This is a genomic window from Escherichia sp. E3659, from assembly GCF_005781135.1.
Classification (GTDB): Bacteria; Pseudomonadota; Gammaproteobacteria; order Enterobacterales; family Enterobacteriaceae; genus Escherichia.
Genome location: NZ_VATQ01000006.1, coordinates 186,229 through 206,294, shown reverse-complemented (window position 1 = coordinate 206,294; position 20,066 = coordinate 186,229). Strand labels below are relative to the sequence as shown.

21 protein-coding genes are annotated in these 20,066 nt (G+C 50.7%); 13 read left to right on the top strand and 8 right to left on the bottom strand.

Annotated elements, in window-relative coordinates; translation table 11 throughout:
• Positions 1–59 precede the first annotated feature (59 nt).
• The 3 genes from FEK47_RS06375 to FEK47_RS06365 all read left to right on the top strand — a co-directional run bounded on the left by FEK47_RS06375 (position 60) and on the right by FEK47_RS06365 (position 1,822).
• Positions 60–1,196 carry a cytoplasmic protein gene (locus FEK47_RS06375; RefSeq protein ID WP_138183142.1) on the top strand — a complete coding sequence of 379 codons (1,137 nt, stop codon included), beginning with the start codon at positions 60–62 and terminating at the stop codon, positions 1,194–1,196.
• A 142-nt stretch (positions 1,197–1,338) separates the two neighbouring features.
• A complete protein-coding gene (locus tag FEK47_RS25075) occupies positions 1,339–1,503 on the top strand; it encodes a hypothetical protein (protein ID WP_167854635.1) in 165 nt (54 codons plus the stop codon).
• A gap of 211 nt (positions 1,504–1,714) precedes the next feature.
• Positions 1,715–1,822, top strand: a complete 108-nt coding sequence (locus FEK47_RS06365) for a type I toxin-antitoxin system toxin Ldr family protein (RefSeq protein WP_016265910.1) — start codon at positions 1,715–1,717, stop codon at positions 1,820–1,822.
• Positions 1,823–1,971: 149 nt separating this feature from the next.
• Here FEK47_RS06365 and kdsA read toward each other — a convergent pair whose 3' ends face one another.
• The 6 genes from kdsA to hemA are packed head-to-tail and all read right to left on the bottom strand — an operon-like array spanning position 1,972 to position 7,276.
• Positions 1,972–2,826 (bottom strand): 3-deoxy-8-phosphooctulonate synthase, encoded by an 855-nt coding sequence (gene kdsA / locus FEK47_RS06360; RefSeq protein WP_000811058.1) that lies wholly within the window; start codon positions 2,824–2,826, stop codon positions 1,972–1,974.
• Positions 2,827–2,861: 35 nt separating this feature from the next.
• Positions 2,862–3,671 (bottom strand): invasion regulator SirB1, encoded by an 810-nt coding sequence (sirB1, locus tag FEK47_RS06355; RefSeq protein ID WP_135486224.1) that lies wholly within the window; start codon positions 3,669–3,671, stop codon positions 2,862–2,864.
• Positions 3,672–3,674: 3 nt separating this feature from the next.
• Entirely contained in the window at positions 3,675–4,067 is a 393-nt protein-coding gene (gene sirB2, locus FEK47_RS06350) for an invasion regulator SirB2 (protein WP_135486225.1), read from the bottom strand.
• The gene (prmC, locus tag FEK47_RS06345; protein WP_130215994.1) at positions 4,064–4,897 is read right to left on the bottom strand and encodes a peptide chain release factor N(5)-glutamine methyltransferase; all 834 of its coding nucleotides are present in this window, start codon (positions 4,895–4,897) and stop codon (positions 4,064–4,066) included. Before prmC ends, sirB2 begins: the two co-directional genes overlap by 4 nt.
• Entirely contained in the window at positions 4,897–5,979 is a 1,083-nt protein-coding gene (gene prfA, locus FEK47_RS06340; RefSeq protein ID WP_135486226.1) for a peptide chain release factor 1, read from the bottom strand. The genes prmC and prfA overlap by 1 nt, the downstream gene beginning before the upstream one ends.
• A 40-nt stretch (positions 5,980–6,019) precedes the next feature.
• Positions 6,020–7,276 carry a glutamyl-tRNA reductase gene (hemA, locus tag FEK47_RS06335; RefSeq protein ID WP_130205671.1) on the bottom strand — a complete coding sequence of 419 codons (1,257 nt, stop codon included), beginning with the start codon at positions 7,274–7,276 and terminating at the stop codon, positions 6,020–6,022.
• A 213-nt stretch (positions 7,277–7,489) separates the two neighbouring features.
• Between hemA and lolB the strand changes: the two genes are divergently transcribed.
• The 4 genes from lolB to dauA all read left to right on the top strand — a co-directional run bounded on the left by lolB (position 7,490) and on the right by dauA (position 11,863).
• Positions 7,490–8,113 (top strand): lipoprotein insertase outer membrane protein LolB, encoded by a 624-nt coding sequence (gene lolB / locus FEK47_RS06330; protein ID WP_130205669.1) that lies wholly within the window; start codon positions 7,490–7,492, stop codon positions 8,111–8,113.
• Positions 8,113–8,961, top strand: a complete 849-nt coding sequence (gene ispE, locus FEK47_RS06325) for a 4-(cytidine 5'-diphospho)-2-C-methyl-D-erythritol kinase (protein ID WP_135486227.1) — start codon at positions 8,113–8,115, stop codon at positions 8,959–8,961. Before lolB ends, ispE begins: the two co-directional genes overlap by 1 nt.
• A gap of 150 nt (positions 8,962–9,111) precedes the next feature.
• A complete protein-coding gene (gene prs / locus FEK47_RS06320) occupies positions 9,112–10,059 on the top strand; it encodes a ribose-phosphate diphosphokinase (RefSeq protein WP_001298109.1) in 948 nt (315 codons plus the stop codon).
• Between the two features lie 124 nt (positions 10,060–10,183).
• Positions 10,184–11,863 (top strand): C4-dicarboxylic acid transporter DauA, encoded by a 1,680-nt coding sequence (gene dauA, locus FEK47_RS06315; protein ID WP_130205665.1) that lies wholly within the window; start codon positions 10,184–10,186, stop codon positions 11,861–11,863.
• 59 nt (positions 11,864–11,922) lie between these two features.
• On the opposite strand, the gene ychH is transcribed toward dauA, so the two are convergent.
• A complete protein-coding gene (ychH, locus tag FEK47_RS06310) occupies positions 11,923–12,201 on the bottom strand; it encodes a stress-induced protein YchH (RefSeq protein WP_064528711.1) in 279 nt (92 codons plus the stop codon).
• Between the two features lie 277 nt (positions 12,202–12,478).
• Between ychH and pth the strand changes: the two genes are divergently transcribed.
• From pth to FEK47_RS25070, 3 genes are all read left to right on the top strand, one after another.
• A complete protein-coding gene (pth, locus tag FEK47_RS06305; RefSeq protein WP_000152933.1) occupies positions 12,479–13,063 on the top strand; it encodes an aminoacyl-tRNA hydrolase in 585 nt (194 codons plus the stop codon).
• A 116-nt stretch (positions 13,064–13,179) separates the two neighbouring features.
• Positions 13,180–14,271 (top strand): redox-regulated ATPase YchF, encoded by a 1,092-nt coding sequence (gene ychF, locus FEK47_RS06300; protein ID WP_000505866.1) that lies wholly within the window; start codon positions 13,180–13,182, stop codon positions 14,269–14,271.
• A 189-nt stretch (positions 14,272–14,460) separates the two neighbouring features.
• Positions 14,461–14,637 carry a hypothetical protein gene (locus FEK47_RS25070; RefSeq protein ID WP_167854636.1) on the top strand — a complete coding sequence of 59 codons (177 nt, stop codon included), beginning with the start codon at positions 14,461–14,463 and terminating at the stop codon, positions 14,635–14,637.
• A gap of 37 nt (positions 14,638–14,674) precedes the next feature.
• On the opposite strand, the gene dhaR is transcribed toward FEK47_RS25070, so the two are convergent.
• On the bottom strand, positions 14,675–16,594 hold the full coding sequence (dhaR, locus tag FEK47_RS06295) for a dihydroxyacetone kinase operon transcriptional regulator DhaR (RefSeq protein ID WP_135486228.1): 1,920 nt from the start codon (positions 16,592–16,594) through the stop codon (positions 14,675–14,677).
• Positions 16,595–16,821: 227 nt separating this feature from the next.
• On the opposite strand from dhaR, the gene dhaK reads away from it, so the two are divergent.
• Genes dhaK through dhaM form a run of 3 tightly spaced genes read left to right on the top strand, consistent with a single transcriptional unit; the run spans position 16,822 to position 19,964 of the window.
• A complete protein-coding gene (dhaK, locus tag FEK47_RS06290) occupies positions 16,822–17,892 on the top strand; it encodes a dihydroxyacetone kinase subunit DhaK (protein WP_135486229.1) in 1,071 nt (356 codons plus the stop codon).
• Positions 17,893–17,902: 10 nt separating this feature from the next.
• Positions 17,903–18,535, top strand: coding sequence for a dihydroxyacetone kinase subunit DhaL (dhaL, locus tag FEK47_RS06285; protein ID WP_135486230.1), 633 nt, complete (start codon positions 17,903–17,905; stop codon positions 18,533–18,535).
• Positions 18,536–18,545: 10 nt separating this feature from the next.
• Positions 18,546–19,964: a dihydroxyacetone kinase phosphoryl donor subunit DhaM gene (gene dhaM / locus FEK47_RS06280; protein ID WP_135486231.1), complete on the top strand. Its 1,419-nt coding sequence runs from the start codon at positions 18,546–18,548 to the stop codon at positions 19,962–19,964.
• The last annotated feature ends 102 nt before the right edge of the window (positions 19,965–20,066 follow it).

The following is a 20,066-nucleotide window of genomic DNA, read 5'->3' as shown; positions in this document are numbered from 1 at the left end:
CACAACTTGACAAGAGTTATAGGGCAGAATTAGCAACCACTTAAAATCGTTGGTGACCTATGTCGACACTATTTACAATTAATACCTGCAAAACGTTTGGTTGTCGCAATTTAGGATTACCAACATCTGCTGATTACAGCTGGCCTGATTACAGGTTAGGGTATCCTGCATTGCACTGTCAGGCATGTGGGAGTTATCCCCCCCTGTTTGATGGACAACAATTTCGTGACTGGCTATCAGCGTACTTAACCGCATACGCCTGTGAAAGAGGTCTTTTTTGCCCTGTATGTTATTGCAAAGAGATTATTTGCTATGGTCATAATCCACAAGGGACACAGCGCGTTCAGTGTCGCGTCTGCAAAAAAGTCTGGACACCAAAACAGCTTCTACAAAAAGAAATAGCACCACCAGAACAAATTGAAACGGTTCCTCTTATTGTGCCATTTCAAGGGAGAAGCTCGGAGCAGAAACTATATGTTCTACTCAGCGTTGATAGTGTTCGAGGTAATATTCTTCATATCTCCACTAATTTTACTCAGCACCAGACAGGAGAATCTTTACGTTATCGCTGGAAAGGGTATGTTGAACCCGATTTATTTCATAGTGACATCGTACAACGCATTGATATGCGAGAAAAACAATTTCTTAACCGAAGCCAGTTCGATGAAATTCAGTATGGGAGTGCTGAGCTCAAACGCAATGCCAGAGGTACGGTTCTACGTCCTGTTATCGCTGTACACGGACATTTCCGTTTACTGAATATCCTCTATCCTGAAGTTAAGATAAATGTCATTTCACATGAATGCTTTCTAAGAGGCGCAGCCATTACCGCATGGTCCAAACAATTTCGTCAACGCCAGGGTGAGCTTTGGTTTATAGAAGAGGAAATAAATGACAGTGACACGAATACACCGTGGCATTTTCAGGGGGTAACGTACCATGGCTGGTGGAAAAATCAGTGGCAGCTATGGGAACAAGATAAAAATCGTAAAATGGCCTGCTCATTAACCGGTGGGGATAACAATAATGCTAAGACGCTCTCTTTAGCAGCCAGCAGACACTTTATCTATTGGTTATATAAACAAACAACTTTTACTCACAGTGCTCGGCTATCCGCCGGTCATGTAACGCAGATACTACTTTCCCTGGCACAAGACTATAACGGTAAACTTACTGTAACGAGTTCTGGTGAGTAATATTCTGCCACATCTTCTCTGCGATAAAATTCCGGCCCATATCCATTCATGGAAAGAGAAAACCCCCACACGTTGAGAGGTCAAACCTGACAACAGAACGGGGGCTAATCTTGAACCAGAACAATTCAAGAATAGCCGCGAAATGTTGTCATTACAACAAAAAGGCGGCTATATGACGCTCGCGCAGTTTGCCGTGATTTTCTGGCACGACCTGGAAGCATCATCCAGAACACTCATGAAACCTCTGCAACAGCTGATGAAAAGCCGGAACGCGTACAGCATTGCGCACATTTCAGGGATGAAGTGAATATAAATTGAGACGTAGTATCCACACCAAGCCGGAGTTATCCGGTGAGGCGCAATGTTGTGGGGGCTTTATCCCTGGCGGCATTGGTTGCTGGAAAGAGAAAACCCCCGCACGTTGAGAGGTCAAACCTGACAACAGAACGGGGGCTAATCTTGAACCACAACAATTCAAGAATAGCCGCAAAATGTTGTCATTACAACAAGGCGGCTATATGACGCTCGCGCAGTTTGCCGTGATTTTCTGGCACGACCTGGCAGCACCGATCCTTGCGGGAATTATTACCGCAGCAATTGTTGGCTGGTGGCGTAGTCGGAAGTAAGGTGAAAACGGGCGTCAGGCTGCCGTGATGGCAATATGCGCCCGAAACCGGCCGCAGGGGTAACAGCCTGCGGCCTTTTTTGTCTTCTTTGATCATGAAAAAAGCCCTACCGTAAAACGATAAGGCCTTTGTTTTCAAAGCAGAAAAGATTACTTGCTGGTATCCAGCTCTTCGAAACCTTTAACCAGATCATCAATCGCTTTCATCTGCTTGAGGAACGGCTCCAGTTTAGCCAGCGGCAGCGCGGATGGACCGTCACATTTCGCATGTTCCGGATCCGGATGCGCTTCAATAAACAGACCAGCCAAACCTACAGCCATACCGGCACGTGCCAGTTCGGCAACCTGGGCGCGGCGACCACCAGAAGCTGCACCAAACGGATCGCGGCATTGCAGTGCGTGGGTAACGTCGAAAATTACCGGGGAGTTGCCAGAGACTTTCTTCATTATGCTGAAGCCCAGCATATCAACGACCAGGTTGTCGTAACCGAAGTTAGCGCCACGGTCACAAAGAATCACTTTATCGTTGCCGCCTTCTTTGAATTTATCAACGATATTACCCATCTGGCCTGGGCTCACGAACTGTGGTTTCTTGACGTTAATTACCGCGCCAGTCTTCGCCATCGCCTCCACCAGGTCAGTCTGGCGAGCAAGAAACGCTGGTAACTGAATAACATCTACCACATCAGCAACAGGCTGTGCCTGGCTTGGCTCGTGAACGTCAGTGATAATTTTTACGCCAAATGTCTGTTTCAGTTCCTGGAAGATTTTCATCCCTTCTTCCAGTCCTGGTCCACGATAAGAGTGGATGGAGGAACGGTTGGCTTTGTCAAAAGAGGCTTTGAACACGTAAGGGATACCCAGTTTCTGGGTTACGGTTACGTAGTGTTCGCAAATGCGCATCGCCAGATCGCGAGATTCCAGCACGTTCATACCACCAAACAGCACGAACGGCAGGTCATTTGCTACGTTGATGTCGCCAATGCTAACCACTTTTTGTTTCATAGGATCGCCTTAATCTTAAGTAAAGTGTCGATTAATTAATGCAGCACAATATGTTTATGCGCGATGTTGTTAATTTGCGCACGTATCATTTCGCTGATCGGGTCTTCCGGACACTGCTCAACGAAATAATTTAAATCATTCAACGCAACGTGTTCGCAATCCAGTTGCGCGTAAATCAACCCACGATCGCGAATTTCATACGGATCTTCCGGGTTAAATTGTAATAAGGCCTCGCTGGTGCGTAACGCCAGTTCCATCTGATTTTCTTCCATCAGCGACGCTTTCAACGTATCCAACAGTTTACGGATAACCTCAATGTTATCGGCTTCATCCAGGTCTTCATAAAACAGTTCCGCAGACGGGCTGATATTTCCCTTTAACCACACATCCAGCATATGTTCGCTTAATGATTCACCGTTAAAAGGGTTAATCAGCCAGATTTCTCCGTCCGGGCATTCTATGCGCAATATAAGCTGCGTCGGGAATATCACCGGCAATAGCGGCAAATCGAGACGATTAGCAACCCACAATAAAACGGCGCCTAACGATACCGCACTGCCCTGCCGATTTTTTAGCACTTGATCAAGCCATAATGCATCGGAAAGACGATAAACACCACGTGAGGCTTTAAACCCCCATTCGCCGTAAAACAGCGCGATTAATTTTTCCAGCTGCTCTTCTAATGACAGAAGCTGGCTAATTTCTTCCTTCGCCAGACTAACGAGACGCTCCAGTTCGTCGTAAACATCTTGCGAGGGAAAATCGCGGCGGATTGCTTCGCAAGCCAGGATCATGCCTTCGCACAGCGGCGCTTTATTAAATTCGAAATCAGCTAACGATCTCATGACTTACCCCAGTAACGGTACTTTTGTGGTGGCGAGTTTAATGATGATGTACAGCACCACCAGCGCCAGCGGGAAGGCAATAATGCGCGCCTGCTGACTGTGCATCCGACGATAATCGAGTGCAATAAAACCCAAAACGATATAAATGATAACTCCAAACAGCTTTTCAGTCAGCCATTCAGCCTGCCCGGAAAATGGCAGGATGTGCGCTTTAGCCATCAGCGCGATGCCGCTAAGCAATAACACCGTGTCGACAACCGGCGGCACAATGCGCGTCCAACGAGCGAATGCCAGTGGATGCTCCTGGTAACGTAGCCAGAATCGTAGGGTTAAGACCCCAACAGAAAGCGCGATGCTAATGAGATGAACGCTAAGCAGCGTAGTAAAGCTTATCATCGATAATAGCGACCGAGCGTTACGCGCTCGTTATCACCATAGTCCCGACAGGTTTCGACTTCATGATATCCCGCGTGGATAAATGCCTGTCGCACCGCTTCGCCCTGCTGCCAGCCATGTTCCAGAAGCAGAAAGCCGCCGGATACCAGCGCGTTACGCGACTGTTCGATGATATGCACGATGTCTGCCATTCCGCTGTCTGCCGCAACCAGCGCAGTGAGTGGCTCAAAGCGAACATCGCCTTGTTGAAGATGTGGATCCTGCTCGTCGATATACGGTGGATTGCTGACAATCATCGTAAACTGCTGTCCGACAAGCGCACTAAACCAGTCGCTTTGCAGGATGTGGATATTTTTGATCGCCAGATGCTGGGCATTACGTTGTGCCAGGGCGACAGCATCGGGCATACGATCTACAGCGGTAATTTCGCAGTCTGGGCGCTCGCTGGCCAATGCCAGCGCAATCGCCCCGGTGCCAGTTCCAAGATCGAGAATACGGCAAGGTTGTTCAGGCAATCGCGCCAGAGCCTGTTCCACCAGACATTCTGTATCCGGGCGCGGAATTAAGGTCGCTGGCGAAACAAATAACGGCAACGACCAGAATTCACGCACACCGGTTAAATGAGCAATAGGTTCACCGGCACGGCGACGAGCTAAAAGCGCGTCGAGTTGCTCACATTGCTCTTCAGTCAGCTGCGTTTCACCAAAGGCGAGAATATAAGTGCGCCCCTTGCCGGTAACATGCTCCAGCAGGATTTCAGCATCGCGCCGCGGGCTTTCGCTCGCCTGAAGTTGGCTTATTGCTTCACGTAACCAGTGTTGATATTCCATTATTCCTGCTCGGACAACGCCGCCAGTTGGTCGGCCTGATGTTCCTGGACGATCGGTTCTATCAGCATATCCAGTTTACCTTCCATCACTTCATCCAGACGGTAGAGCGTCAGGTTGATGCGGTGATCGGTAACACGCCCCTGCGGGAAGTTATAGGTACGGTTACGATCGCTGCGATCGCCGCTACCCAGCAAGTTGCGACGGGTGGAAGCCTCTGCCTGCTGGCGTTTTGCCATTTCCGCCGCATGGATACGAGCACCAAGCACTGAAAGTGCCTTCGCTTTGTTTTTATGCTGCGAACGTTCGTCCTGACATTCAACAACAATACCGGTCGGCAAGTGAGTAATACGAATTGCCGAATCGGTGGTGTTGACGTGCTGACCACCTGCGCCTGAGGAACGGAAAGTATCGATACGCAAATCTGCCGGGTTAATATCCGGCAGTTCCGCTTCCGGCAGCTCCGGCATTACCGCTACGGTACAAGCGGAAGTATGAATACGCCCTTGCGATTCCGTCGCAGGAACACGCTGCACGCGATGGCCGCCAGATTCGAATTTCAAACGTCCGTACACACCATCACCGCTAATTTTGGCGATGATCTCTTTATAACCACCATGTTCACCCTCGCTGGCGCTCATGATTTCTACACGCCAGCGGCGGGCCTCTGCGTAACGACTGTACATACGGAACAGATCGCCAGCGAACAGCGCCGCTTCGTCGCCGCCGGTCCCGGCACGCACTTCGAGGAATGCATTGCGTTCATCATCGGGATCTTTTGGCAGCAAAAGAACCTGTAACTGTTGCTCCAGTTGCTCGCTTTTTTCTTTAGCTTCATGCAGCTCGTCCTGCGCCATCTCGCGCATTTCCGGATCGTCGAGCATCATCTGCGCGGTTTCGATATCTTCCTGAACCTGTTGCCAGTCGGTGAAACAACGCGAAACATCACTTAACTGCGCATATTCACGAGATAATGCGCGAAAACGTTCCTGGTCGGCGATGGTTTGCGCATCACCCAGCAGTGCCTGAACTTCTTCATGGCGTTCATGCAGGGCTTCCAGTTTGGCAACGATAGAAGGCTTCATAGGCGTAAATGCACCCTGTAAAAAAGAAAATGATGTACTGCTACTCCAGCCCGAGGCTGTCGCGCAGAATATTCAGGCGTTCGTTATCCCCGTCACGGGCGGCCTGTTGAAGTGATTTCGTTGGCGCATGGATCAGGCGGTTAGTCAGTTTCCATGCCAGATCCTGCATTATGGCTTGCGCGTCGCCGCCCTGCTCAAGAGCGGCTAATGCTTTGGCGGTTAACTCATCGCGAACTTGTTCAGCCTGGCTGCGATAATCGCGAATGGTTTCGCTGGCGCTTTGTGCGCGTAGCCACGCCATAAATTCGCTGGTTTCCTGAGCAACGATAGTTTCCGCCTCAACTGCGGCGGCTTTACGTTGCGCCAGGTTGTGCGAAATAATGCTTTGCAGATCATCAACGCTGTAAAGGTAGGCATTCGCCAGTTTGCCAACTTCTGGCTCAACATCGCGTGGAACGGCAATATCGACCAGCAACATCGGTTGGTTGCGACGACTTTTTAATGCGCGCTCCACCATGCCTTTACCGATAATCGGCAGCGGGCTAGCGGTGGAACTGATGATGATATCGGCTTCACACAGACGCTCGTCGATATCGCTCAGGGCAATCACTTCCGCGCCGACTTCATCTGCCAGAATTTGGGCACGTTCGCGAGTACGGTTGGCGATAATCATCTTCTGTACTTTGTGTTCGCGCAGATGACGCGCCACCAGCTCGATGGTTTCGCCCGCGCCAACCAGCAATACGGTCACCGTAGAGAGCGATTCAAAGATCTGCCGCGCCAGCGTACAAGCCGCAAATGCAACAGATACCGCACTGGCGCCAATATCCGTTTCAGTGCGAACGCGTTTTGCCACGGAGAAAGATTTCTGGAACATACGCTCCAGTTCACTGGCCTTCATATGGCCTTTTTGCGAATCGGCAAAGGCTTTTTTTACCTGACCGAGGATTTGCGGCTCGCCCAATACCAGTGAATCAAGACCACTGGCAACACGCATTAAATGGCTGACCGCATCGTTATCCTGATGCCAGTAGAGGCTATTACGCAGATCTTCTTCGTTGAGATTATGGTAATCGCACAACCAGCGAATGAGCGCCTCTTGCAGGTTATCCTGCTCTTCAACGCTAAGATAAAGTTCTGTGCGGTTACACGTCGACAGCACCACGCCGCCCTGCACCATCGGCTGCGCAAGCAGGCTGTCCAGCGCCTGATCGAGCTTGTCCGGCGAAAACGATACACGTTCTCGCAGCGATACAGGTGCCGTTTTATGGTTGATACCGAGTGCTAAAAGGGTCATGTCTGCGGGAAATAATACCAACGTTGATATGGTTAGTCTGCTCGCATCATACAGGATGCGCGGGATCAATAAAAGAGAGCGCCCCCTTTTGGAGTAATTGCCTAAACCCGTTAGATTCTGGCAATTAAGACAACTTGAACATAGACGATGGCTGACGGTAACGCTAGCATTAAGGGTTATAACTGCAACGTATCTCAAGGACTTGTCATTATTATGCCCCTGCCCGATTTTCGCTTTATCCGCCTGCTACCGCTGGCTGCTCTCGTGCTCACGGCCTGTTCCGTTACGACGCCGAAAGGTCCAGGCAAAAGCCCGGATTCGCCACAGTGGCGTCAGCATCAGCAAGACGTGCGCAACCTGAATCAGTACCAGACACGCGGTGCATTTGCCTATATTTCTGACCAACAAAAAGTGTATGCCCGTTTCTTCTGGCAGCAAACTGGCCAGGATCGCTACCGTCTGCTGCTGACTAACCCATTGGGTAGCACTGAACTGGAGTTGAATGCCCAGCCGGGTAATGTGCAGTTAGTGGACAATAAAGGCCAGCGTTACACCGCCGATGACGCCGAAGAGATGATTGGCAAATTGACCGGAATGCCGATTCCACTCAACAGTTTGCGCCAGTGGATTTTAGGTTTGCCAGGTGATGCAACCGACTACAAACTGGACGACCAGTACCGCCTGAGCGAAATTACCTATAGTCAGAACGGTAAAAAATGGAAAGTGGTATATGGCGGTTATGACACCAAAACGCAACCTGCGATGCCTGCCAACATGGAGCTCACCGAAGGCGGTCAGCGCATCAAGTTAAAAATGGATAACTGGATAGTGAAATAATGCGGACTCAGTGGCCCTCTCCGGCAAAGCTTAATCTGTTTTTATACATTACCGGTCAGCGTGCGGATGGTTACCACACGCTGCAAACGCTGTTTCAGTTTCTTGATTACGGCGACACCATCAGCATTGAACTTCGCAACGATGGGGAAATCCGCCTGTTAACGCCAGTTGAAGGTGTGGAACACGAAGATAACCTGATTGTTCGCGCGGCACGGTTGTTGATGAAAGCCGCCGCCAGTGGGCGTCTTCCGAAAGGAAGTGGTGCAGATATCAGCATTGACAAGCGTTTGCCTATGGGTGGTGGTCTGGGCGGTGGTTCATCCAATGCCGCAACAGTTCTGGTCGCTTTAAATCATCTGTGGCAATGCGGACTGAGTGTTGATGAGTTGGCAGAAATCGGTCTGACGCTGGGCGCAGATGTTCCGGTTTTTGTCCGTGGTCATGCTGCTTTTGCCGAAGGGGTCGGCGAAATATTAACGCCGGTGAATCCACCAGAGAAATGGTATCTGGTTGCGCACCCTGGCGTGAGTATTCCTACACCAATGATTTTTAAAGATCCCGAACTCCCGCGCAACACGGCGAAAAGGTCAATAGAAACGTTGCTAAAATGTGAATTCAGCAATGATTGCGAGGTTATCGCAAGAAAACGTTTTCGCGAGGTTGATGCGGTGCTTTCCTGGCTGTTAGAATACGCCCCGTCGCGCCTGACTGGGACAGGGGCCTGTGTCTTTGCTGAATTTGATACAGAGTCTGAAGCCCGCCAGGTGCTAGAGCAAGCCCCGGAATGGCTCAATGGCTTTGTGGCGAAAGGTGTCAATCTTTCCCCATTGCACAGAGCCATGCTTTAAGCCGGGCAAGCTGAGTTTCGGTGACAACGTCACCTTGTTCCAGACGTTGCATCGCGCTCTTTAATACACCGCCTGGAAAGAATATTGCCTGGCCCGCACAGTTTTCGGCAGATTCTTTCCACCAATGGACGCATGCCTGAGGTTCTTCTCGTGCCTGATATGAAGCTTTTTGCTGGTAACGCCACCCCGGAACTAGCACAACGTATTGCCAACCGCCTGTACACTTCACTCGGCGACGCCGCTGTAGGTCGCTTTAGCGACGGCGAAGTCAGCGTACAAATTAACGAAAATGTACGCGGTGGTGATATTTTCATCATCCAGTCCACTTGTGCCCCTACTAACGACAACCTGATGGAATTAGTCGTGATGGTTGATGCCCTGCGTCGTGCTTCCGCAGGTCGTATCACCGCTGTTATCCCCTACTTTGGCTATGCGCGCCAGGACCGTCGCGTCCGTTCCGCTCGTGTACCAATCACTGCGAAAGTGGTTGCAGACTTCCTCTCCAGCGTCGGTGTTGACCGTGTGCTGACAGTGGATCTGCACGCTGAACAGATTCAGGGTTTCTTCGACGTTCCGGTTGATAACGTATTTGGTAGCCCGATCCTGCTGGAAGACATGCTGCAGCTGAATCTGGATAACCCGATTGTGGTTTCTCCGGACATCGGCGGCGTTGTGCGTGCCCGCGCTATCGCTAAGCTGCTGAACGATACCGATATGGCAATCATCGACAAACGTCGTCCGCGTGCGAACGTTTCCCAGGTGATGCATATCATCGGTGACGTTGCAGGTCGTGACTGCGTACTGGTCGATGATATGATCGACACTGGCGGTACGCTGTGTAAAGCTGCTGAAGCTCTGAAAGAACGTGGTGCTAAGCGTGTATTTGCGTACGCAACTCACCCGATCTTCTCTGGCAACGCGGCGAACAACCTGCGTAACTCTGTAATTGATGAAGTCGTTGTCTGCGATACCATTCCGCTGAGCGATGAAATCAAATCACTGCCGAACGTGCGTACTCTGACCCTGTCAGGTATGCTGGCCGAAGCGATTCGTCGTATCAGCAACGAAGAATCGATCTCTGCCATGTTCGAACATTAATCGAACCCGGCTCAAAGACCCGCTGCGGCGGGTTTTTTTGTCTGTAATATCCATTTGTATGACCTATGCCTCCTTCACCTGCCATTTAGTTGACAGATGATGCGCTCACGGATGAAACATTATTGTGAACAAAATATTTTCCTCACATGTGATGCCTTTCCGCGCTCTGATCGACGCTTGCTGGAAAGAAAAATACACTGCCGCACGGTTTACCCGTGACCTTATTGCCGGGATAACCGTTGGGATTATTGCTATTCCTCTGGCGATGGCGTTGGCAATTGGCAGTGGTGTGGCTCCTCAATACGGTTTATATACCGCTGCCGTTGCAGGGATTGTCATTGCTCTGACGGGGGGGTCACGCTTTAGCGTTTCCGGTCCGACTGCAGCATTTGTAGTAATTCTCTATCCCGTTTCGCAACAGTTTGGACTGGCAGGCCTGCTGGTTGCGACGTTGTTGTCGGGGATCTTTTTGATCCTGATGGGTCTGGCGCGCTTTGGTCGTCTGATTGAATATATTCCGGTTTCCGTCACCTTAGGTTTTACCTCGGGTATCGGGATCACCATCGGTACCATGCAGATTAAAGATTTTCTCGGTCTGCAAATGGCTCATGTCCCGGAACATTATCTACAAAAAGTCGGCGCATTATTTATGGCGCTGCCGACCATTAATGTGGGTGATGCTGCGATTGGTATCGTGACGCTGGGCATTCTGATTTTCTGGCCACGTTTGGGTATTCGTTTACCTGGCCACCTTCCGGCCTTGCTGGCTGGTTGCGCGGTGATGGGGATTGTTAACCTGCTCGGCGGGCATGTTGCTACCATCGGATCGCAATTCCACTACGTTCTGGCCGATGGTTCTCAGGGTAACGGTATTCCGCAACTGCTGCCGCAACTGGTGCTGCCGTGGGACCTGCCTAATTCAGAATTCACGCTAACCTGGGATTCTATTCGCACCCTGCTGCCTGCGGCATTCTCAATGGCAATGCTCGGGGCGATCGAATCTCTGCTCTGCGCTGTGGTACTGGATGGTATGACCGGGACTAAGCACAAGGCGAACAGCGAACTGGTCGGTCAGGGGCTGGGGAATATTATCGCTCCGTTCTTTGGTGGAATTACCGCTACAGCTGCCATCGCGCGTTCTGCCGCTAACGTCCGTGCCGGGGCAACCTCCCCTATCTCGGCGGTGATCCACTCTATTCTGGTTATTCTCGCCCTGCTGGTACTGGCACCACTGCTCTCCTGGCTGCCGCTGTCCGCCATGGCAGCCCTGCTGTTGATGGTGGCGTGGAACATGAGTGAAGCGCACAAAGTGGTCGACTTGCTGCGTCATGCGCCGAAAGATGACATCATCGTCATGCTGCTGTGTATGTCACTGACCGTGCTGTTTGATATGGTTATTGCCATCAGCGTGGGGATTGTTCTGGCATCGTTGCTGTTTATGCGCCGTATCGCCCGTATGACTCGTCTGGCGCCGGTGGCAGTAGACGTTCCTGATGATGTGCTGGTCTTGCGTGTTATTGGCCCGCTGTTTTTCGCGGCGGCTGAAGGTCTGTTCACCGACCTGGAATCACGTCTGGAAGGAAAACGGATTGTTATTCTGAAGTGGGATGCCGTTCCGGTGCTTGATGCTGGTGGTCTTGATGCGTTCCAGCGTTTTGTGAAGCGCCTGCCTGAAGGGTGTGAACTGCGCGTGTGTAACGTGGAATTCCAGCCTCTGCGTACAATGGCCCGATCCGGTATTCAACCGATTCCGGGACGTCTGGCGTTCTTCCCGAATCGCAGCGCAGCGATGGCTGATCTGTAAGAAAGGCATTAAATTGACCAGTCAGCGCAAACTGACTGGTCAGCAAACTACTGTAGTTGTTAGCTATGACGGCGATTATCGCTACGGCGGCAACGTTTGTCATAGTGGCGAACCCACCAGTAACGGTCGCACACCTGTTCATGCCCGCCAACACGGGCTCCCGCCAGCCAGAGAATGGCACCGACGAAAATACTCAGCACTGCACCGTGTGCGAAATACTGGGGCATATCAAACTGTGGTAATTGGTTGAGGATTGAATACCCCACGCCGACCACCATCACCACCAGACCCAACCCCATAAGCACGTTACCGAGTAACGAAGCGTTTTTGCGTTTCATGTGTCACCTCCGGAACTTTCTGGGTTGTAACAGGGAATACCCCTCTTCCTTATGTGTAAAGTATAGACAACACCCTGTGGCTTATGTGCGGGCGTGATCACAATTACAACCCTTATTTCAACAAAACTTTACAAATAACCGTCTGAACACCTTGACTTTCTAATAGTCGACACTGGCAATTATTATGTTGTCTGCGTTTAACACGCTGTTTTTTGTCAAGCGGGGCCGCAACCAGTAAACTACGCGCCAGTTATGTACTCACTCAGGACAAAAAAACGTGACGATTAAATTGATTGTCGGCCTGGCGAACCCCGGCGCTGAATACGCCGCAACGCGACATAATGCTGGCGCCTGGTTCGTTGACTTACTGGCGGAGCGTTTACGCGCTCCCCTGCGCGAAGAGGCTAAATTCTTTGGTTATACCTCGCGAGTTACCCTCGGAGGCGAAGATGTCCGCCTGTTAGTCCCGACTACATTTATGAATCTCAGCGGCAAAGCCGTCGCAGCAATGGCCAGTTTTTTCCGCATTAATCCGGACGAAATTCTGGTGGCTCACGACGAACTGGATCTGCCTCCGGGCGTCGCCAAATTTAAATTGGGCGGTGGCCACGGTGGTCACAATGGACTGAAAGACATCATCAGTAAATTGGGTAATAACCCTAACTTTCACCGTTTACGCATCGGAATCGGTCATCCGGGCGATAAAAACAAAGTTGTCGGGTTTGTGTTAGGCAAACCACCTGTTAGTGAACAGAAGTTAATTGATGAAGCCATCGACGAAGCGGCTCGTTGTACTGAAATGTGGTTTACAGATGGTTTGACCAAAGCAACGAACCGATTGCACGCCTTTAAAGCGCAATAAGTCGTTGTCTGCGGCATTTTTGCCGAGTGCCGTGTATAATAGGCAAAGTTATTTCCATTTCTGCAATCTGTTTGTGATAACAGGTTGATTATTAAGATATTAAGGTGATTTAAATCATGGGATTCAAATGCGGTATCGTCGGTTTGCCCAACGTCGGGAAATCTACCCTGTTCAACGCGCTGACCAAAGCCGGTATTGAAGCGGCCAACTTTCCATTCTGTACCATCGAGCCGAACACAGGCGTCGTACCAATGCCTGACCCTCGCCTGGATCAACTGGCTGAAATCGTAAAACCGCAGCGTACGCTTCCCACGACCATGGAATTTGTCGATATCGCCGGTCTGGTAAAAGGCGCGTCGAAAGGTGAAGGTCTGGGTAACCAGTTCCTGACCAACATTCGTGAAACCGAAGCGATCGGCCACGTTGTTCGCTGCTTTGAGAATGACAATATCATTCACGTTTCCGGCAAAGTTAACCCGGCGGACGATATTGAAGTTATCAACACCGAACTGGCGCTGGCGGATCTCGACACCTGCGAACGTGCGATTCACCGCGTACAGAAGAAAGCCAAAGGTGGCGATAAAGACGCGAAAGCCGAGCTGGCGGTACTGGAAAAATGCCTGCCACAGCTGGAAAACGCAGGCATGCTGCGCGCGCTGGATTTAAGTGCAGAAGAGAAAGCGGCGATTCGTTACCTGAGCTTCCTGACGCTGAAACCAACGATGTACATCGCCAACGTCAACGAAGACGGTTTTGAAAACAACCCGTATCTTGACCAGGTACGTGAGATCGCGGCGAAAGAAGGTTCTGTTGTGGTTCCGGTTTGTGCTGCTGTTGAAGCAGACATTGCCGAACTGGACGACGAAGAACGTGACGAGTTTATGCAGGAACTGGGGCTGGAAGAACCGGGCCTGAACCGTGTGATCCGTGCTGGTTATAAACTGCTGAATCTGCAAACTTACTTCACCGCTGGGGTGAAAGAAGTGCGTGCATGGACCATTCCGGTTGGTGCAACTGCGCCACAGGCTGCTGGCAAAATCCACACCGATTTTGAAAAAGGCTTTATCCGCGCACAAACCATCTCGTTTGAAGATTTCATCACTTACAAAGGTGAACAAGGTGCGAAAGAAGCGGGCAAAATGCGTGCAGAAGGTAAAGACTACATCGTTAAAGATGGCGATGTGATGAACTTCCTGTTCAACGTCTAATTCCGCGTAATATCCTGGCGGTTAATAACGAGCCATTATGTGAGTCGCACATAATGGCTTTTTTACGCCTGCTACGCTGCTTCTTTCAATTCTGAGTTACCGAAACTCATAATCAGACTCCTGGCAATATTAACAATACGGCTTTTATGTGATAACAATCACAGTGCATTAACCGTTCAAGAGTTTGTCATGAAAAAAACATTTACCTTCAGTCTGTTAGCAATTGTCTTCGCGAGCCTGTTAAGTGCTTGTGTCCCTCACCATCATCACCGCCACAACGATGGCCCGCGTGGTCCTGCGGCTTCCGGTAAGCCAATGCCACCTTCAAATGGTGGGCCAAAACATGGCAGTCATGGTCGCTATTAATTAGCAAGTCATACGCGGGAGAGTGCCTACTTTCCCGCTATCCACGGCGCTTAAACTGACTTGCATCAATGCCGTATTGCTTCATTTTTCGCCACAGCGTCGTGCGACCAATCCCGAGTAAAACCGACATTTCCTGAATACGTCCGCCAGTCACCTGGGCCGCGTTAATAATTGCTTCTTTTTCAACTTCCGCGAATGACAGACTGGTAGAAAGACGTGTAGCGCTGGCATCATCTGTCGCCTGTTCAGTAAACAGGTGTTCCGGCAAATCACTGACACGAATGCGTCCGTTGTCGCTACTCAGCGCAAGATTCTCGATGACGCTGTAAAGTTCAAAATCATTGCCGGGCCATGCGCAAGAAACCAGGCGAGTAAGCGCATCGTCATCAATTTTCAGACGCGTAGAGAAGCGTTTTTCAAGACTGCGCAATTTGTTATTCACCAGCGCCGGAATACTGTCGCGCCGCATCCGTAAAGGCGGGATGGTAATTTCAAATGCATGAAGCGCGTAATAAAGCTGACGACTAAAGCGATTTTGCTCCACCAGCATCGCCAGATCTGCTGTTGTAGTGGCAATCACTTTGACATCAATAGGTATTAAACGCCGCGCATCCAGTCTTGTGATGACGCCTTGTTTGATAACCTGGAGCAACGCAGACTGTAACTCTGCCGCCAGATATTCAATCTTTTCAAGGAACAACGTGCCGCCATGTGCCAGTTCCAGCCGACTCAGACGACCATTTTCATTCTCCGTGCGATCGCCACCAATAAATTCTTCCGCCAGCGCCGCATCGCCATATAACTCGCAATTAACCGCGATATAGGGACCCGCCGCACGCTCGCTTTCATTGTGAATGGCCTGGCTTAACAGTGCTTTGCCAACGCCTTCTTCTCCACAGAGTAACACCGGGAAACTGCTGCGCGCCGCCTGGCGGCCAAAATGGATCAACCGGCGGGTTTGCGGATCGTCCTGTGGCATATGAGCGAAGGTATGGCTGACTTTTCCTAATTGACTGGTCATCAACTGCCGCATCTGTTCTACCGGATGGAGCAACAGAATAAAGCTGGTCCCTTGCGTTTCAATTATCGGTTTAAGGGTAATGACCGCATCAATAAACTGGTGCTGACTTTCAAAAGTCGCTTCCACATGTTTGAGGGGATGAGCTTGCTTTATTGCCTGTTGCAATACGGTTGGTAGCGTTAATAGCTCAGTGATCGCCCTTCCCTGACTTGCCGTCGCGTCCAGACACAAAACACGCGCCGCCTGGGCATTGATAAATTGCAAATTACCCTGCTCATCCCAGCTAATCACGCCATCGTCCATACTTTCCAGCAAGGCGTTAAGCTGATTTAAATGCCGATTTGTTTCAGCCAGTAAACTGTCTGTCAGCAGTAAATTGCCTACCTCGCGCGCAATTGCCAGCGTCAACGGCAAATCGGCTGCGGTGGTTTGCTCAACCGGACACGCCAGCGCTATCGTTCCCGTTAATCGGCCCTTGCTGTCAAACAGTGGCGTTGCACAAAATGCCCAATCCCATAGCGCCTGCTTGAAATGTTGATCGGCCATCGTTTTCACTGCCTGACCGGAGATAGCCGCTAACGATAGCGCACAAGTACCAATAATTCCCTCTGCGCAATACGTGCCGTCATTGAATCCCAGGACACTAAGCTGGTGCAGCGTTTGCGGATCACCATAACGACTAAGGATGCAGGCGGTTTCATCAAGGATGAACAGTCCACACGCCCGCGATTCCATATATTCCCAGGTATCTTCCAGTGCCGCTTGCCCGAGTGCCAGCATCGCTTCCTTACGCCGATAGATAGAAGCAAATGTCACGCCCCGAGCCTGATGCGGTACGCTCCATGACTCCCGTTTCATCAGCTTGCGGCATCGCTCCCAGGATGCTGCTATCAAGGGAGATACGCTCTGTTGCTGGTTGTTAAAACCGTCATTCATATTTGCTGCCCTTATGACAAAAAGGTGTTCCGCATCGCAAATTTACTTATCCAGATTCGGCATGGTTCCGTTATGGAACATTTATTAAAGCATATGTTTCATTATGAAACATAATTTGGGTTAATTTTCTTTTCTCCCGCCTGATGCACAATGGATTTACCGGCAGTCAGTGGTCGCCGTGTCGTTGAACATCATCCATGCCCTACCCTAATTGCTGGAGCAAAATAATGAAAAAATTGATCAATGATGTGCAAGACGTACTGAACGAACAACTGGCGGGACTGGCGAAAGCGTATCCTTCGCTGGCACTGCATCAGGACCCGGTGTATGTCACCCGAGCCGATGCGCCAATTGCAGGAAAAGTGGCGTTATTGTCGGGCGGCGGCAGCGGACACGAACCAATGCACTGTGGTTATATTGGCCAGGGTATGCTATCAGGGGCGTGTCCGGGCGAAATTTTCACCTCACCGACGCCCGATAAAATTTTTGAATGTGCCATGCAAATCGATGGTGGCGAAGGTGTACTGCTGATTATCAAAAATTATACCGGCGATATTCTTAACTTCGAAACAGCGACCGAATTACTGCACGATAGCGGCGTAAAAGTGACCACCGTGGTCATTGATGACGACGTTGCAGTAAAAGACAGTCTTTATACCGCCGGGCGGCGCGGCGTTGCTAATACAGTATTAATTGAAAAAATTGTTGGCGCAGCGGCAGAACGCGGCGACTCGCTGGAGGCTTGTGCACAACTGGGGCGTAAGTTGAACAATCAGGGCCACTCTATTGGTATCGCCCTCGGTGCCTGTACCGTTCCTGCTGCAGGCAAACCTTCTTTTACGCTGGCAGATAATGAAATGGAATTTGGTGTCGGCATTCATGGTGAGCCGGGTATTGACCGCCGCCCCTTCTCCTCTCTTGATCAAACTGTCGATGAAATGTTCGACACGCTGCTGGAAAATGGCACATACCACCGCACGCTGCGCTTCTGGGATTATCGACAAGGTAGCTGGCAGGAAGAGACGCAAACTAAACAACCGCTTCAGTCTGGCGATCGAGTGATTGCGCTGGTCAACAATCTTGGCGCGACACCGCTTTCTGAACTGTATGGCGTCTATAACCGCCTGACCACGCGTTGCCAGCAAGCTGGCTTGACTATCGAGCACAATTTAATCGGCGCGTACTGCACCTCACTGGACATGACCGGTTTTTCCATCACCTTGCTGAAAGTTGATGACGAAACGCTGGCGTTATGGGACGCCCCGGTCCACACCCCGGCGCTTAACTGGGGTAAATAAGGAGATAACCATGTCACTGAGCAGAACTCAAATTGTTACCTGGCTCACTCGCTGTGGAGAAATTTTCAGCAAAGAGAGCGATTATCTTACCGGGCTGGATCGTGAAATCGGCGACGCTGACCACGGGCTGAATATGAATCGTGGCTTTAGCAAAGTGGTGGAAAAACTCCCTGCCATCGCGGATAAAGACATCGGTTTCATTCTCAAGAATACCGGCATGACGTTGCTTTCCAGCGTCGGCGGTGCCAGCGGCCCACTGTTCGGTACGTTCTTTATCCGTGCGGCACAGGCAACTCAGGCACGTCAAAGCCTGACGTTGATAGAGCTTTATCAGATGTTTCGTGATGGCGCAGACGGCGTAATCAGTCGGGGGAAAGCAGAACCAGGCGATAAAACCATGTGCGATGTCTGGGGGCCAGTGGTTGAGTCGTTACGCCAGTCCAGTGAGCAAAACCTTTCTGTTCCGGTGGCGCTCGAAGCCGCCAGTCGCGTCGCGGAATCCGCCGCACAAAGCACGATTACGATGCAAGCCCGCAAAGGCCGCGCCAGTTATCTCGGTGAACGCAGTATTGGTCACCAGGATCCTGGTGCAACCTCCGTGATGTTTATGATGCAAATGTTGGCGTTAGCCGCAAAAGAGTAAGGAATTGGTGATGGTAAACCTGGTCATAGTTTCACATAGCGCCCGACTGGGAGAAGGTGTCGGTGAATTAGCTCGCCAGATGTTAATGGGCGATAGTTGTAAAATCGCCATTGCCGCAGGAATTGACGATCCGCAGAATCCCATCGGTACAGATGCCGTCAAAGTGATGGAAGCCATCGAATCCGTTGCCGATGCCGACCATGTGTTGGTCATGATGGATATGGGGAGTGCGTTATTGAGTGCAGAAACCGCACTGGAATTGCTTGCGCCAGAGATCGCCGCGAGAGTACGTTTGTGCGCTGCACCGTTGGTCGAAGGAACGTTAGCAGCCGCCGTCAGCGCAACCTCGGGGGCGGATATCGACAAAGTCATCCATGACGCCATGCATGCGCTGGAAGCCAAACGAGAACAACTGGGTTTACCATCATCCGCTACTGAAATCTCCGACATATGCCCCTCGCACGATGAAGAAGCCCGTTCTCTGGCAGTGGTGATTAAAAACCGTAACGGACTCCACGTCCGTCCAGCCTCCCGACTGGTCTATACCTTATCGACATTTAATGCAGACATGTTGTTGGAGAAAAACGGTAAGTGCGTAACACCGGAGAGTATTAACCAGATTGCGCTGTTACAAGTCCGCTGTAACGATACGCTGCGCCTAATTGCAAAAGGGCCAGAGGCTGAAGAGGCGTTGGTCGCTTTTCGCCAGTTGGCTGAAGATAACTTTGGTGAAATGGAAGAGATAGCACCGCCAACTCTGCGTCCAGTTCCGCCTGTCACAGGCAAAGCCTTTTATTACCAACCGGTTTTATGCACAGTACAGGCGAAATCATCACTGAGCGTGGAAGAAGAACAGGAACGGTTACGCCAGGCAATTGACTTCACGTTGTTAGATCTGATGACGTTAACGGCAAAGGCAGAAGCAAGCGGGCTCGACGATATCGCAGCAATTTTTTCCGGTCACCATACACTATTAGACGATCCTGAACTGCTGGTAGCGGCAAGCGAACTCCTTCAGCATGAACATTGCACGGCGGAGTATGCCTGGCAGCAGGTTCTTAAAGAACTTAGCCAGCAATACCAGCAGATTGATGATGAATATTTGCAGGCTCGCTATATTGATGTGGACGATCTTCTGCATCGCACCCTGCTCCACCTGACACAGACAAAAGAAGAACTCCCTCAGTTTAGCGCGCCAACCATTTTACTGGCGGAGAACATTTATCCCTCCACGGTACTTCAACTGGATCCGACAGTCGTGAAGGGCATCTGCCTTAGTGCCGGAAGTCCGGTATCCCACAGCGCTCTAATTGCCCGTGAACTGGGCATTGGCTGGATTTGCCAGCAGGGAGAGAAGCTGTATGCGATTCAACCTGAAGAGACGTTAACGCTGGACGTAAAAGCACAACGCTTCACGCATCAGAGTTAAATCAGATTTGTCTGTCAGTTCGCAGAAAAAGATTTCAATCATGCTCTTACGGCGATCCTGAACTAAGGTTTTCTGATACTTGAATACCGTTTTGTTCGGTAT

Bases quoted from the DNA above. Each gene is read 5' to 3' on its own strand.
- FEK47_RS06375 (WP_138183142.1), top strand. From the start codon at position 60: ATGTCGACACTATTTACAATTAATACCTGCAAAACGTTTGGTTGTCGC.
- FEK47_RS25075 (WP_167854635.1), top strand. From the start codon at position 1,339: ATGTTGTCATTACAACAAAAAGGCGGCTATATGACGCTCGCGCAGTTT.
- FEK47_RS06365 (WP_016265910.1), top strand. From the start codon at position 1,715: ATGACGCTCGCGCAGTTTGCCGTGATTTTCTGGCACGACCTGGCAGCA.
- kdsA (WP_000811058.1), bottom strand. From the start codon at position 2,826: ATGAAACAAAAAGTGGTTAGCATTGGCGACATCAACGTAGCAAATGAC.
- sirB1 (WP_135486224.1), bottom strand. From the start codon at position 3,671: ATGAGATCGTTAGCTGATTTCGAATTTAATAAAGCGCCGCTGTGCGAA.
- sirB2 (WP_135486225.1), bottom strand. From the start codon at position 4,067: ATGATAAGCTTTACTACGCTGCTTAGCGTTCATCTCATTAGCATCGCG.
- prmC (WP_130215994.1), bottom strand. From the start codon at position 4,897: ATGGAATATCAACACTGGTTACGTGAAGCAATAAGCCAACTTCAGGCG.
- prfA (WP_135486226.1), bottom strand. From the start codon at position 5,979: ATGAAGCCTTCTATCGTTGCCAAACTGGAAGCCCTGCATGAACGCCAT.
- hemA (WP_130205671.1), bottom strand. From the start codon at position 7,276: ATGACCCTTTTAGCACTCGGTATCAACCATAAAACGGCACCTGTATCG.
- lolB (WP_130205669.1), top strand. From the start codon at position 7,490: ATGCCCCTGCCCGATTTTCGCTTTATCCGCCTGCTACCGCTGGCTGCT.
- ispE (WP_135486227.1), top strand. From the start codon at position 8,113: ATGCGGACTCAGTGGCCCTCTCCGGCAAAGCTTAATCTGTTTTTATAC.
- ychH (WP_064528711.1), bottom strand. From the start codon at position 12,201: ATGAAACGCAAAAACGCTTCGTTACTCGGTAACGTGCTTATGGGGTTG.
- ychF (WP_000505866.1), top strand. From the start codon at position 13,180: ATGGGATTCAAATGCGGTATCGTCGGTTTGCCCAACGTCGGGAAATCT.
- FEK47_RS25070 (WP_167854636.1), top strand. From the start codon at position 14,461: ATGAAAAAAACATTTACCTTCAGTCTGTTAGCAATTGTCTTCGCGAGC.
- dhaR (WP_135486228.1), bottom strand. From the start codon at position 16,594: ATGAATGACGGTTTTAACAACCAGCAACAGAGCGTATCTCCCTTGATA.
- dhaK (WP_135486229.1), top strand. From the start codon at position 16,822: ATGAAAAAATTGATCAATGATGTGCAAGACGTACTGAACGAACAACTG.
- dhaL (WP_135486230.1), top strand. From the start codon at position 17,903: ATGTCACTGAGCAGAACTCAAATTGTTACCTGGCTCACTCGCTGTGGA.
- dhaM (WP_135486231.1), top strand. From the start codon at position 18,546: ATGGTAAACCTGGTCATAGTTTCACATAGCGCCCGACTGGGAGAAGGT.